This window comes from Alcaligenes sp. GCM10023179, assembly GCF_042653705.1.
GTDB lineage: Bacteria > Pseudomonadota > Gammaproteobacteria > Burkholderiales > Burkholderiaceae_B > Alcaligenes > Alcaligenes phenolicus.
Map to the genome: position 1 here is coordinate 1,670,533 of NZ_JBHSIQ010000001.1, position 14,698 is coordinate 1,685,230.

The window sequence follows — 14,698 nt, forward strand, 5'->3', positions numbered from 1 at the left end:
TGCCTGGGCAATTATGTTTCTTATCGTAGTGGATGCCGCCAGTTTGGGGAAAAAAGCAGGGTATTGGTCGCATTTGAAATTTTTTCTTTCAAATGCCATGAATGCTTCTACAAACGGGTGTCGTGAACAATTAAAGCCCGGTGTCTTTTTCTGTTGCACTTGGTGGCATTCTTTATGCGCTTTCGGGGCTATTCAGACACGCTCAGAGGGTCTGATTTCTATTAAACTGGCGCCGAAAATAGCACATTCCATAGGGGAAGAACGATGCATCGCCAGTCTTTGCTGGGTTTGATGTTCTTGCTGGGTGTCAGTAGCGCCCAAGCCATTACGATAAGCAGTTTCTCGCCCCAAGGGGCGACATCGGATTTGCGGGATGTCAAAGTCACCTTTGCCACACCCGCAGTTCATTTTGGGGATTCGCAATTGCCTGCACCCGTTCAGGTGCAGTGTGATGATCCTTCGGTAGTCGGTCAGGGCCGTTGGCTTGATTCGCGCCGCTGGATTTATGAATTCGACGAGCGTCCAGGACCAGGCTTGAGTTGTACGGCCGTCGTGTCCAAAAGTTTTCGCAGCATCAATAATGAAGCGATTAGCGGACCGGCTCAATATCGTTTTAATTCAGGCGGCGCCATTCTGGAAAGCAACCGCCCGTATTACAACATTATTGATGAAGACCAGGTCTTTCTATTCAGCTTCAATGCGCCGGTTAATAGCGCCTCTTTAGTCAAGAACGGCTATTGCCGGGTAGAGGGTATTGGCGAGCGTATTGGCTTGAAAGCCATTGAGGGTGCCGAGCGCGACGCCATGGTTCGCGCCGAGTTCTATGTGGACGAGGTAGACGACCGATACCAGGCCGTCCAGTGTGCGCGTCCCCTGCCAGCGGATGCCAGCGTGTCGGTGGTGCTGGAGCCGGGCATCATGACGCAGATTGAGAATCGCAAGGGCGTCCCTAATACGGACCGCTATACCTACGATTACAACGTGCGCCCCGAGTTTACCGCCTCGCTCACTTGCATGCGTGAGCGCGCAGAAGCGCCTTGCACGCCGGTTGGCAGCTTCGGTGTTCAGTTCTCCGCGCCTGTCGCGTACGAGTACTTGAGCCAGATTCGTTTGGAAGCCGGCAAGCAGGTTTGGGAACCCAAGTCTGATAGCGACGAGGCATGGCAGGATCGTGGGCCTGGCCAGTACGTGCGTTTCGAGGGTCCTTTCCCTGAAAACGCCAAGCTGACGGTCAAGATTCCGGACAGCCTGACGGACGACGCAGGTCGCCGCCTGAAGAACCCGCAAGTGCTGAGCAACGGCATGAGCACCACGACCTATCCACCGCTGGTGAAGTTTGCGGTGGAGCCTTTCGGGATTGTGGAGCGTTTCGGCCATGCGGATCGTGACGGATCGGACGATTCCGATCCGCCGGCCATTGGCTTGAGCCTGCGTAATGTCGAAGCCAATCTGACAACTCAGCAAATGCTGGTGTCCGCCGGTCAGGTGGGGGCTCTTGCCGTGAAGGACGACAAGGAAGTTCTGACCTGGTTCTCCCGTCTGCGTCAGCTGAACTATTCCTGGTCGGTCACCCCCGACTATCTGAAGACCATGATGGGTAGTGACTTCCATGTCACCGCTCCTTTGAATGAGAACGGCTACCTGGATCTGCGTGCCCAGCCCCTGTTGCAAGGCAAGGATCTGAAGAAGCTGGACTTGCCCGGCATGGATCAAAAAGGCGAGCGTCCTTTTGAATTGATTGGCGTGCCGCTGAAAGAGCCTGGTTTCCATGTGCTGGAAGTCGCTTCTCCACGTCTGGGAGCTTCCTTGCTGGAGGCGGCCGGTACCATGTACGTGCGTAGCTCTGTGCTGGTGACCAACCTGGGTGTGCATATCAAGAAAGGTGGTGACGATTTGCTGGTCTGGGTCACGACACTGGATGATGCCAAAGTCGTGCCCGGCGCGAAAATTCGCGTGATGAACTGCCGTGGTGAAGAGCTGCTGCAAGGTGAAACAGACGAGAATGGGATGTTCCATCACCCGCAGGCGGTGTCCAGCCCGGATTACTGCCAGGAAACCAGCTTGTCCGGTTTGTTCGTGACGGCGCGAATCGACAAGAACAACCCCATGGCTCGTGGTAAAGATGATTTCAGCTTTGCCTTGAGCGAGTGGAATTCGGGTATCGAGCCTTGGCGCTTCAATGTGCCTTACAACTGGGGCGGTCGCGATGAGGCCATTGCTCACACTGTGATGGATCGCAATCTGTTCCGTGCGGGTGAAGTGGCCCATATGAAACACTATGTACGCGAACGCGTACGTGACGGTTTCAAGGCTCCAGCTCGCTATCCCGACACCATGATTGTCGAGCACGATGGCAGCGGCAAGCGAATTGAGCTGCCCTTGAAGTGGCAAAAGACAGCGGCAGGCAGCGTATTTGCTCTGACCGACTGGAAAATCCCCAAGGACGCCGAGCTGGGTGTGTATCGCTTGCGAACCGAAGGCGAGGATCAGTACTTCAACTTTGGCGAGTTCCGCGTAGAGCAGTTCAAGCTGCCTGTGTTGGGCGGCAGTATCAAGCTGGGTGACGGTCAGGATCGTCCTTATCTGGTCAAACCCAAAGAACTGCAGGCCGACCTGCAGTTGCAGTATCTGTCTGGTGGCCCGGCTGATTACTTGCCGGTTCAGTTGTCGGCGGTTGTCCGCTCGGCAGGAACGTCCTTCAGTGCCTATGACGATTTCAGCTTTGTCCCTCCCGAGAAGGTTGAACAGTCTGATGTCTCGGACTCCCGTGTTTTCCTGAACAAGAAGCGCTTTCAGCTGGATGCACAGGGTGGTTTGCGTGCCACGCTGGATGAGTTGCCTGCGGTGGATCGTCCTTCCGAATTTCTGGTAGAAGCCACTTTTGCCGATCCGAACGGTGAAATTCAAACCTTGACCCAAACCGTATCCGTATGGCCGGCCGATGTAGTGGTGGGTCTGCGTGCAGGTAGCTGGTTGGCAGCCGGTTCGTCCACCAAGCTCTCGGCTATCGCGGTGAGCCCGGACGGCAAGCCACTGAAAAACGTGCCTGTGCGTATTGAGGCGGCCAATGTGCAGCGTTTCTCGATCCGCAAGCGTATGGTGGGTGGCTTCTACAGCTACGACAATCAGGAGCAGCGCGAAGACCTGGGCACGATCTGCGAAGGTCGCAGCGACGATCAGGGTCTGGTGCAGTGTGATGTGAAACTGGAGAAGGGCGGTCAGGTCGAGCTGCGTGCCATTGCACGCGATGGCGAAGGCCGTGACTCCGTTGCTGCCAGCACCGTCTGGGTCAGTGGCTCCGGCTACCTGTGGTTCGGTGGTCAGAACGATGACCGTATCGACGTGATTCCTGCGAAGAAAGTTTGGGCTCCTGGCGAGACAGCCGAGTTCCAGGTGCGCATGCCGTTCCGCGAGGCCACGGCCCTGGTGTCGGTGGAGCGTGAAGGTGTCTTGCAGGCTCAAGTGGTTCAGCTGGAAGGCGACAGCCCTAACGTCAGCGTGGAGATCAAGCCCGAATGGGGGCCGAACGTTTACGTGTCCGTGCTGGTTCTGCGTGGCCGTCTGCGTGAAGTGCCTTGGTACTCTTTCTTTAGCTGGGGCTGGAGTCAGCCTCTGACTTGGTATAAAGCCTACTCGGAAGGCGGTGGTGAATTTGTTGCCCCGACAACTACCGTGGACTTGTCCAAGCCTAGCTATCGCTTTGGTCTGGCCAGCATTGAAGTCAGCAGCCAGCAAGATGCGCTGGATGTGAAGGTAACGACGGATCGCAGCCAGTACGCGATTCGTGAGCAGGCCAAGGTTGATATTCAGGTCCTCAAGTCCGATGGCACACCGGCAGCCGGTGCGTCCGTGGCCTTGGCGGCTGTGGATCAGGCCTTGCTGGAACTGAGCCCGAACAATAGCTGGAACCTGCTCAACGCCATGCGTGCCTTGCGCGGCTACAACGTGCAGACCGCCACGGCGCAGTCTGAAATCGTGGGTCGTCGTCACTATGGTCGCAAGGCTGTCGCAGCGGGTGGTGGCGGTGGCAAGAGCCCCACTCGTGAATTGCTGGATACTTTGCTGCTGTGGAAAGGCAATGTGGAGCTGGACGCACAAGGTCGCGCAACGGTGACCGTGCCGCTGAAAGACTCCCTGACCCAATACCGGATTGTGGCCGTCGCCGATCTGGCGGGCGACCGCTTTGGTAGTGGTTCGGCTCAGATCGTCACAACGCAAGACCTGCAAATCATTTCCGGTTTGCCAGCCATTGCTCGTGAGGGTGATGATTACCAGGCCCAAGTGACGCTGCGTAACAGCAGCCCACGTGCCATGACCGTGAAGGTGCAGGCGCAGTACCGTGGTAAAGGCTTGCCCTCGGCGGCCTTGCCAGAGCAAACCGTTGAGCTGGCTTCGGGCTCGGCTAAAGTGGTTTCCTGGCCCATGTCGGTTCCACTGTCCAGTGGTTCGGCCGATTCGCACCAGATGGAGTGGACGGTGGATGCACAGGAAGTTCAGCAGTCCGGCGCCACGGGCAAGGCTGCCAAAGACAGCCTTGCAATCAAGCAGGAAGTCTTTACCGCGACCCCGGTTACGGTTCAGCAGGGAACACTGGTTGCCGTGGGTATGGATGAGCCATTGAACATGTCGGTGCAGGCACCGGCCGGTGCCTTGAAGAACGAACAAGGCGTGGTTCAAGGTGGTCTGCAAATGTTGTTCCGTTCCTCCTTGGGTGGCGGTATGGAAGGAGTGCGTGCCTGGTTTGAACGCTATCCTTACAGTTGCTTTGAACAGCAAGCCTCACGTTACATGGGCCTGCGTTCCGAAGAGGCGTGGGCTGGCCTGATGCAGCGCATGCCGTCTTATATGGACGAGAATGGTTTGTTGCGTTACTTCCCCAGTAGCTATGGGTGGGGTAGCCGCGTGTTGACCAGCTACATCCTGGATATCAGCTACATTGCGGAATCCATGGGCTTGAACTATCCCATCCCGGACGGCTTCCGCAACGAGATGCTGCAAGCGCTGGAAAACGTGGTGAATGGTCGTATCCCGAGCATGCAAACGGTCTCTCGCCAAGAGCGGGATCTTGAGGTGATTCGTGCGACGGCCGTGCTGGCCAAGTACGGTCGTGCTCGCGTCAACATGCTGGATTCGGTGGAACTGAACCTGCAAAGCTGGCCTACTGAAATCCTGCTGGCCTGGGTGGATCTGACTCAGCGTTTGCCAGGCATCAAGAAAGCCGAGCAGACACGTAAAGAAGCCATGAATCTGATCCAGGCACGTCTGGTCAGCCGTGGTACCCGTCTGGTCTTTGGTGAGGACGCGCTTAACGGTAGCCCATGGGCCATGACCAGCCGCGTGACCAACCAGGCTCGCCTGATGCTGCTGGCCAATGAAATGTCGGACTGGGCCGAGGACATGCCTCGTCTGGCCCAAGGTCTGCTGGCGGAGCAGCAGCGTGGTGCATGGCGCATGACCACAGAAAACCTCTTGGGTAGCTTGGCCATTGAACAGTTCAGCCGTCATCACGAACAGAACCCTAGCGGTCAGTCCATGGTGATTCTGGGCTCGGAAAGTGCCCAGGTGGTGGATTGGGACATGCTCAAGCCTGACGGTCAGGGTGTGCGCTCTTCCAAGATTGATGTGCCGTGGCGCGGCGATCAGGCCGATAACCTGAGCGTTGAGCAAATGGGTGAGGGCAAGGCCTGGATCGAAGTTCGCTCCCTGGCTGCGGTGCCCGTGACCAAGCCTATTGCGGCTGGTTTGAGCATGGAGCGTCACATCGAAGCCGTGGAGCAGGCCAAACCCGGTGTATGGAGTCGTGGCGACATCATGCGCGTGAAGATCAAGGTCAAGGCTCAAGGTCAGGCAAGCTGGGTGGTGGTGTCGGATCCGATTCCTGCCGGTGCCACTATCCTGGGCAGCGGCCTGGGTCGCGACTCTGCCATGGCAACGGCCGGTGAAGAACAGTCCGGTCATTGGCCCAGCTTTGTCGAACGCCGCTTTGATGGCTACCGTGCTTACTACGAGCGCTTTGAAGAAGGCACGACCGAAGTCAGCTATACGGTGCGTCTGAATACAGTGGGTCAGTTCGTGCTGCCAGCCAGCCGTGCTGAAGCCCTGTACGAGCCTGACGTGTTTGCTGTCTGGCCTAACGAGCAAGTTCTGGAAGTTGTGGATGCACCAGCCAATTAAAGCAGGACTGCTGGTGTTGGGACTGGCCCTGTGGGCCAGTCCCGGGCAGGCCATGCCCAGCTACAAGGAAGTTCGGCAAGCTTACCGATCGTCCGATGTGCAGGTCCTGGATCGTCAGGGCCAGCTTGTCCAGCGAGTCCGTCTGGACTTTCGTCAACGGCGCGGCGATTGGGTCGCGCTGGAGCAAATTTCTCCGGCCTTGCAAATGGCGGTCCTGGTGTCTGAAGACCGCCGTTTTGAATCTCACGGTGGGGTGGACTGGTTATCAGTGGGCTCCGCCGCGTGGGATGGCCTGTTTGCCGGACGCAGTCGCGGTGCTTCTACGATTACCATGCAGCTGGCCGGCCTGATGGATCAGGATCTGATCGGTGGTCGAGGTGGGCGCTCGGTCTGGCAAAAGCTGGATCAGGTGGTGGCCGCCCAGTCGCTGGAAGACACCTGGACCAAGCCGGAAATTCTGGAAGCGTATCTGAATCAGGTGGCTTTTCGGGGTGAGCTGGTTGGGGTGGACGCGATGGCGCGTACCTTGTTTCAAAAGCAGGCCGCTGCGCTGGATGCACGCGAATCTGCTATTGCCGCAGTTTTGCTGCGCGGCCCCAATGCCTCGGCCTTGATGGTCGAGCGCCGGGCGTGTACGACCCTGCAAGAGATGGGACGCGCCGAACTATGTCGAGAATTAAGTAATCTGGTGCCGGTGGCTTTGCGCCGGGCCGGACAGGCCCCTTTGGGGCAAGCCCAACTGGCCCCTCATTTTGCCCGTTGGGTTCTGGATCAGAATCCTGAAATCAAGGCCGGTGACAGTATTCGTACGACCTTGGATACGCGCCTGCAAACTCAAGTGCAAGCCAGTATGCGGCGCCACTTGCTGGATCTGCGCACCGCACGTGTTCAGGATTCTGCGGTGGTGGTGCTGGATAACCATAGCGGACAGGTCCTGGCCTATGTGGGTTCCAGTGGCGATCTGTCCGAGGCGGCCGAGGTAGACCATGCTCGTTCCTTGCGGCAAGCCGGTTCCACGCTCAAGCCTTTTTTGTATGAGATGGCGATTGAAAAGCGCCTGTTGACCGCCGCATCCTTGCTGGAGGATTCGCCGCTGAATCTGTCCACCGGCAATGGTCTGTATATCCCGCAAAACTACGACAAGCAGTTTGTGGGCTGGGTCAGTGCGCGCAATGCTCTGGCTTCTTCCCTGAACATTCCTGCTGTGCGTGTGCTGACCATGCTGGGGCCTGCCAACTTGGTGGATCGCCTGCGTGCACTGGGCCTGAATCTGCGCCAGGATGGCGATTTCTATGGGTATAGCCTGGCTTTGGGCAGTGCCGATGTCACCTTGCTGGAACTGACCAATGCTTACCGTGCACTGGCCAATTTGGGCCAGACGCAAGCTGTGCAAACACGTATGGATCAGCAAGCCGCTCCCTTTCATTCTGTGATGGATGAGGGGGCCAGCTGGATTGTGGGTGATATGTTGTCGGACCGTCAGGCTCGGGTGCTGACCTTTGGATTGGACAGTGCCTTGAGTACACCATTTTGGAGTGCGGTTAAAACCGGGACCAGTAAAGACATGCGTGACAACTGGGCCCTGGGTTGGACAGAGCACTATACCGTTGGCGTTTGGGTGGGAAATAGTGCTGGTCAAAGTATGCAAGATGTATCAGGTGTCAGCGGGGCAGCCCCGATCTGGCACGAGGTGATTTCGCTCTTGAACCAGCGTCGCCCCGGTCGTCAAACGGCCATGCCTGCCCAGGTGCAGGTGCGGCAGATTGAGTTTGTACCCGCCATGGAGCCTGGCCGGGAAGAGTTTTTTGTTGAAGGCACACAGACCGATCGTGTGGAATTAAGTGATGTGAATCTGGCCTATGCCGGCCCGGCCCGTATCCGCGAGCCGGTCAATGGCACCATTTTCGCGTTGGACCCGGATATTCCACCGCAAAACCAGCAATTGCGTTTGTTGGCCCAAGGGCAGATTACCGAGCCCTTGGTATGGTGGGTGCAGGGAGTAGAAGCAGGGAAGGGGGCGCAGCTGCGAATTCCATTGGTACCCGGAACGCTGCGCATTGAATTGAAAACTGAACAAGGTCGCTTAATGGATCAAGTCAGCGTACAAATTAGGGGTGCGCAAATGACAAGCTTTAACAAAGATTAACCGCTTGCGCTTTTACATGACTGATACACTGCTATCCTTATTGATTCTTCGTAAAGAGAGGGGGGAACTTCACTATGATGACTTTACGCACACTCGCTCGAATTTTGGCTCCTGTTGGCCTGGTCGCATTGGCCGCTTGTCAAACCGTTCAAGAAAAGCCGAGCGACAAAGCTGGCACCTCCAGCGCCGCAACGCAAACCACTCCCTCCACGCCTGCGACGGGTGCTCAGCAGCCTCAGGCTCAAGCTGGTGCCGAGCAGCAAGCTGCGCCTGTACAGATCTTCCTGGCTGATACTCAGGAACAAGCGGGTTGGGCACGTGTCGACGTGCAACCTAATGGTGTCTTGTTTGTGAATCCGCGTGCCGTGGTGGTGCGTGAGGATCTGGTTGGCGTGCAAGCCGGCACCAACGACAGCAAAGAAGGTTTGCTGGCTTTGGATCTGACCCCAGAGGCTGCTCAGCGTCTGCTGCAAGTTACCACTCAGTTCCCCAAAAAGCGTCTGGCTTTGGTCGTGGGTGACACCATGCTGGCTGCCCCTGCTTACGGTTCGCCCGTTAAAGATGGCCGTCTGATTTTCATGGTTGGTACGGAAGCTAACGCTTTGGCTGCTGCCCGCGCGATTGCCGGTCCACAGGCTACCCAGACCAACGGTAAGAAGTAAGCGCTGCTTGCTCGTCTGAATGCTGTCCTGGTCCTGGGTTTACCCATGCCCGGCTTTTTGAAAAACGCGGTGGGTGCGAACCCGCCGCTCTTGTTACTAACAGGAAAGTCGGTATGGTGACCCCGCCAGGCAGTCTCGCTTTTTATATTCTTTCTTTTCGGGTTCTGGTCGGCCTGCATGGGGCCGCGCTGCTGTTCGTCATGTTGATGGGCACCGGAGCAATTGGATCCGTTTTCGTCCCCGCTTTTTTGCGTCTGCCCTTGTTCGTTTTTCTGATGGGGCTGGTTTCGGCGTTTCTGGCCTTGTGCTGGAGTCACTGGACCTTGGCGTGGCACAGCTCTAAAGTAGGGCGACGCTGGGCCTGGATACCCGGTTTCTGTTCGGCCTTTTTTCTGGCCTTGAGTCTGGCTCTTTTTGTAATTGGCGTATGGGGTACCTTGGGCCTGGCCGATTTTGCCTACCAGCATAGCGAGTGGCTTACCTCCGGCCAGCAAGACTATGACGGTTTTGTCGTTCCCAATAATGACGAAGCCCAGCCCTACACCACGCCTTATCGGCAGCATCCTTAGCTTGCCTTCTACTTGAACGCTACGTTCAGACAGCAGCGATTCCAGCCTGCTGCGTAGAGTGTCGTTGTATTTTCTGCAATAGTCTCAATTCTTGCTCGCTTTTTTATCAGCCGCAGTCTTAAAATGTGCGCATTGCGTATATTTCATAAGCGAGAGCTGATATGGCCGTCTCCCAACAAGTTTTTTTGCGTGATGCAATGCGTCGCCTGAACCTGACTCGTGACGTTTTTGCGGCACGTATTGGGGTGAAGCGTCGTGCACTGGATACCTGGCTGCTGCCTGAAGGCTCTTTGGAGTCGCGGGCCATGCCCGAAGTGGTGCAGCGTTTTGTCACGGAAATCGTGGAAAACGAAGCCTTGCTGAGCAAGTATGCGCAAAGCGCACAGTCCGGTCCTTTGCGTGACCGTATCGCTACCGGCGGCAAGCATCAGCTCTTGTCCGTAGACCAGTTCACCCGCGAAACCGTGGAAGAACTGTGCAGTCTGGCCGATATCATGCAGCCCATCGCTCGCCGTCAAAAAGTGTCGCGCGTGCTGGAAGGGGCGGTGCTGGGTAACCTGTTTTTTGAAGCCTCCACCCGTACTCGCGTCAGCTTCGGCTCGGCCTTCTGCCGCCTGGGTGGTTCCGTGTGCGATACCACTGGCTTTACCTTTTCTTCCATGGCCAAAGGCGAATCCATTTACGACACCAGCCGCGTCATGAGCGGCTATGTGGATGCCATGGTGATTCGTCACCCTGAGCAAGGTTCGGTCGCGGAATTTGCGCGTGCCACCAACATTCCTGTGGTGAACGGTGGTGATGGTGCGGGTGAACACCCCAGCCAGGCGCTGCTGGATTTGTACACCATCAGCACTGAATTTTCCCGTCTGGGCAAATTGCTGGATGGTGCACATATCGCTCTGGTGGGTGACTTGAAGTATGGCCGTACCGTGCACTCCCTGATCAAGTTGCTGGGCATGTACCGTGGCCTGAAATTCACCCTGATTTCGCCCCCCGGCCTGGAAATGCCCGAGCACATTGTGGAGCAGGTGGCCAAGCAAGGTAAGCACGTCATCGAGCAAACGACGTCCTTGGAAAAGGGCTTGCCTGGTGTGGATGTTATTTACGCTACGCGTGTGCAGAAAGAGCGCTTCGAAGAAGGGCAGGACGGCAGCTTCACGGCCGACTTCCAGGTCAATAAAGCCATTATTGACCGTTGCTGCGGCCCCGATGTAATCGTGATGCACCCACTGCCACGCGATAGCCGCGAAGGTGCCCATGATTTGAGCGTGGATCTGAACCACGACCCTCGACTGGCCATCTTCCGTCAGGCTGACAATGGTATTCCCGTGCGTATGGCGATTTTTGCTGTGCTGCTGGGTGTGGAAACGCTGGTGCAGCATTCCATGCGCGATGTGACCTGGAATCCTCCTTCGCACATCGGCCCGGATGATGCGGTTTTCCACGGCATGTACTAAGTTGAGCAGGTGTCAGCGCTAAGTACACGCAAGCATTAAAAAAAACCGGGGCTCTGAATTAGAGCCCCGGTTTTTTTGTTCTTGAAACGTGTTTTATAAGCCTGCTGGGTGAGCAGACTTATAACGATATGCCAAGCTGAGCCGTTTTTTGAAAGTGACGATTCAGCCCGGCAAATCTACTTTTACTTGGACGTAGGCATGGCAAATTCCGCACCCTTGGAGATGCTTTCAGGCCAGCGCTGCATGATGGATTTCTGGCGGGTGTAAAAGCGAACGCCTTCTTCACCGTAAGCGTGCATATCGCCAAACAAGCTCTTCTTCCAGCCACCAAAACCGTGCCAGGCCATTGGCACTGGAATTGGCACGTTGATGCCAACCATACCCACGTGGATGCGGCGGCCAAATTCACGGGCCACGTTACCGTCGCTGGTAAAGCACGCTACGCCGTTGCCGAACTGGTGCTTGTTGATCAGTTCAATGGCACTGGCCAGATCCGGTACGCGTACGCAGCACAGCACAGGGCCGAAAATTTCTTCCTGATACACGCTCATGTCGGGGGTGACGTGATCGAACAGGGTGCCGCCCATCCAGAAGCCGTTCTCACAACCTTCACCGGCTTTGGCGCCGTCAAATTCGCGACCGTCGACCAACAGTTTGGCGCCTTCCTGTACACCTTTGTCGATGCAGCTGCTGATGCGCTCGCGCGCTTGCTGTGTCACGATGGGGCCCATTTCGGCGGCGGCATTGGTGCCATTCAGAATCTTCAGGCTGCGAGTACGTTCTTCCAGCTTGGGCAGGATGCGATCAGCAGAGTCACCCACCAGCACGGCTACCGAGATGGCCATGCAACGCTCGCCAGCCGAGCCGTAGGCGGCACCGATCAGGGCGTCCACGGTCAGGTCGATGTCGGCATCCGGCATGACGACCAGATGGTTCTTGGCACCGCCCAGGGCTTGCACGCGTTTGCCGCCGATGGCGCCCATTTCATAAATGCGGTTGGCAATCGGGGTGGAGCCCACGAAGGAGACGGCTTGCACGTCCTGGTGATTGACCAGCGCCTCAACCGCGTCTTTATCACCTTGCACCACGTTGAACACGCCATCGGGCAGACCGGCTTTTTTCAGCAGTTCGGCAATGAACAGGCTGGGGCTGGGGTCGATCGGGCTGGGTTTCAGCACAAAGGTGTTGCCCGCGGCGATGGCAACGGGGAACATCCACATGGGCACCATGACAGGAAAGTTGAACGGGGTGATACCGGCCACCACACCCAAGGGCTGGCGCATGGTCCAGTTGTCGATATTGGTGCTGACCTGTTCGGTGAAATCGCCTTTGAGCAGTTGAGGAATGCCGCAAGCAAATTCCACAATTTCAATACCGCGGGTGACTTCGCCCATTGCATCGGACAGAACCTTGCCATGCTCGGCCGTAATCATGGCTGCCAGCTTTTCCTTGTTCTCGTTGAGCAAGGACAAAAAGTTGAACAGCACACGGGCGCGGCGTAGCGGTGGGGTGTCGGCCCAGGCGGGGAAAGCGGCCTGGGCGCTGGCCACAGCGGCGTCAATATCTTGCTGGCTACCCAGTTTGACCTTGGCGCTGACCTGGCCGGTGGCCGGGTTGTACACCGGTTGAGTACGTGTACCGGCGCCAGCCTGCTGGCCACCTCCGATGTAGTGAGCAATTTCGGGGGTGTTTAACTCTGTCATGGTGATGCTCCTGCTGGGATGAATTAAAACAAGGGGCGGTAACCCGATCGGGCTGGGCTACCGCCAGAGTACCAAGTATCTAGTGAGAGACAGCGGCAATACCGACTGCAGTTTCAGCGCGGACCTGTTGGGCGTCAAAGCCATCCCGGTCTTCGCTGGCGCGGCGGCTGCTGTCCAGTTTCGATACAAAGTAAATCATGAAGAATGCCAAAGGCATGGAAATCAGGGTGGGGAAGTCGTAAGGGAATACGGCTTCGGAAAAGCCCAGAATGCGGACCCAGACGGCTGGCGACAGAATCACCAGACCCAGGGCCACAAGCAGGCCGCTCAAACCGCCATAAATGGCACCACGAGTGGTCATGCCGCGCCAGTACATGGACATCAGCAAGACCGGGAAGTTAGCCGAGGCGGCAATACTGAAGGCCAGGGCAACCAGGAACGCCACGTTCTGGTCACGGAACAGCAGGCCCAGGAAAATGGCGACAATGCCAATGCCGATCGAAGCCAGACGGTTGACGCGCATGGCTTGCGAGGGTGTGACATCGTCGCGGCGGATGACTTTGGCGTACAGATCATGTGCAACTGCCGAGGCACCGGCCAGGGTCAAACCACTGACCACGGCCAGAATCGTGGCAAAGGATACGGCGGCCAGCAAACCAAACAGCAGGTTGCCACCCAAAGCCGTTGCCAGGTGCATGATGGGCATGTTCGAGCCGCCCAGCACCATGCCGCCTACCTTGCCGTCCACATAGAACTCGGGGTAGTTGGGCAGGATGGCCATGGCAGCCAGACCCAGGAAGCAGATCACCACAAAGAAGACGCCCATCAAACCCGTTGCCACGAAGACCGACTTACGGGCCGCGCGTGCATCAGGCACCGTGAAGAAACGCATCATGATGTGAGGCAGACCGGCAATACCAAACACCAGCGACACTGCCAGAGACAGGCCCGAGAATGGATCAGCCATCAGCTTCCAGGGACCCTTCATGGCCGCGCCAGCCTGGTGATGTTCGGCCGCCGCACTGACCAGGGCGGAAAAGTCGAAGTTGAAGTAGTACAGGGCCAGGCCAGCCATCAAGAAGCCATTACCCATCATCAAGATAGCCTTGATGATTTGTACCCAGGTGGTTGCCACCATGCCACCCACCACGACGTACACCATCATGAGCAAGCCCACGGCCACCACGGCATAGGTGTAGTCAATGCCAAACAGCAGTTGCACCAGTTGTCCTGCGCCGACCATTTGCACGATCAGGTAGAACAGCACCACGGTCAGCGAGCTGATCGCGGTAAAGATGCGAGTGCTGCGTTCATCCAGGCGGTACGAGACGATGTCGCTCAGGGTGTAGCGACCCAGATTGCGCAAGCGCTCGGCAATCAGAAACATGATGACCGGCCAGCCCATGAAGGCGCAGACCGCATACAACAGCGAGTCAAAGCCGTTGGTAAAGGCCAGGGACGAAATACCCAGCAAGGTGGCGGCGGACATGTAGTCACCCACAATGGCCAGCCCATTTTGCGTGCCGGTAATGCCACCCCCGGCGGTGTAAAAGTCCGAGCTGGAACGAGTGCGCGACGAGGCCCAGTAGGTAATGCCCAGGGTCACGACCACAAAGGCGGCAAAAATCAGAATCGCTTGTGTATTCATGGGCGCACCTTTGCCAGTACACGTTCGCAAAGCGGATCAAAGCGCGTGTTGGCGACGTGGATGTACACGCCTGTTAATAACCAGGACACAAAAATCAGTCCTACCCCGTACACCATGCCACTGTTGACAGCTCCTCCACTGCCCAGGTCATGGGTTAGAACGCCGGGCCAAAAAATGGCCGTCACGATAAACAGGCCGGTCAGCCCCAGGCAGATGCCGGCGCAGGCAAATGCCAGACGCCGACGCTGCGACTTGAGTTGCTCATATTCCTGTAGTCCGGCTAGTTGCCGGCTTAACTCTTGATGCGACAGCATGGTTTTGTCTCCGTATTGTTGTGAT

General features: G+C 57.1%; 8 protein-coding genes. 5 read left to right on the forward strand and 3 right to left on the reverse strand.

The genetic code is table 11. From position 1 onward, the window contains the following. Positions 1-264: 264 nt before the first annotated feature. The 5 genes from ACFPDR_RS07535 (at position 265) to ACFPDR_RS07555 (ending at position 11,008) form a co-directional block, all read left to right on the forward strand. Positions 265-6,174 carry an alpha-2-macroglobulin family protein gene (locus ACFPDR_RS07535; protein ID WP_376910954.1) on the forward strand — a complete coding sequence of 1,970 codons (5,910 nt, stop codon included), beginning with the start codon at positions 265-267 and terminating at the stop codon, positions 6,172-6,174. After that, complete coding sequence (gene pbpC, locus ACFPDR_RS07540; protein ID WP_021446510.1) at positions 6,158-8,320, forward strand: penicillin-binding protein 1C; 2,163 nt, start codon at positions 6,158-6,160, stop codon at positions 8,318-8,320. Before ACFPDR_RS07535 ends, pbpC begins: the two co-directional genes overlap by 17 nt. A gap of 74 nt (positions 8,321-8,394) precedes the next feature. Next, positions 8,395-8,982 carry a hypothetical protein gene (locus ACFPDR_RS07545; RefSeq protein ID WP_009461761.1) on the forward strand — a complete coding sequence of 196 codons (588 nt, stop codon included), beginning with the start codon at positions 8,395-8,397 and terminating at the stop codon, positions 8,980-8,982. Positions 8,983-9,095: 113 nt separating this feature from the next. Beyond that, a complete protein-coding gene (locus tag ACFPDR_RS07550; protein WP_181900162.1) occupies positions 9,096-9,551 on the forward strand; it encodes a hypothetical protein in 456 nt (151 codons plus the stop codon). Positions 9,552-9,712: 161 nt separating this feature from the next. After that, complete coding sequence (locus ACFPDR_RS07555) at positions 9,713-11,008, forward strand: aspartate carbamoyltransferase (protein WP_026483408.1); 1,296 nt, start codon at positions 9,713-9,715, stop codon at positions 11,006-11,008. 182 nt (positions 11,009-11,190) lie between these two features. On the opposite strand, the gene ACFPDR_RS07560 is transcribed toward ACFPDR_RS07555, so the two are convergent. The 3 genes from ACFPDR_RS07560 to ACFPDR_RS07570 all read right to left on the reverse strand — a co-directional run bounded on the left by ACFPDR_RS07560 (position 11,191) and on the right by ACFPDR_RS07570 (position 14,673). After that, positions 11,191-12,711, reverse strand: a complete 1,521-nt coding sequence (locus ACFPDR_RS07560) for a CoA-acylating methylmalonate-semialdehyde dehydrogenase (protein ID WP_254001936.1) — start codon at positions 12,709-12,711, stop codon at positions 11,191-11,193. 79 nt (positions 12,712-12,790) lie between these two features. Continuing rightward, positions 12,791-14,359 carry a cation/acetate symporter ActP gene (actP, locus tag ACFPDR_RS07565; protein ID WP_009461764.1) on the reverse strand — a complete coding sequence of 523 codons (1,569 nt, stop codon included), beginning with the start codon at positions 14,357-14,359 and terminating at the stop codon, positions 12,791-12,793. After that, the gene (locus ACFPDR_RS07570; RefSeq protein ID WP_026483405.1) at positions 14,356-14,673 is read right to left on the reverse strand and encodes a DUF485 domain-containing protein; all 318 of its coding nucleotides are present in this window, start codon (positions 14,671-14,673) and stop codon (positions 14,356-14,358) included. The genes actP and ACFPDR_RS07570 overlap by 4 nt, the downstream gene beginning before the upstream one ends. Between the last annotated feature and the right edge of the window lie 25 nt (positions 14,674-14,698).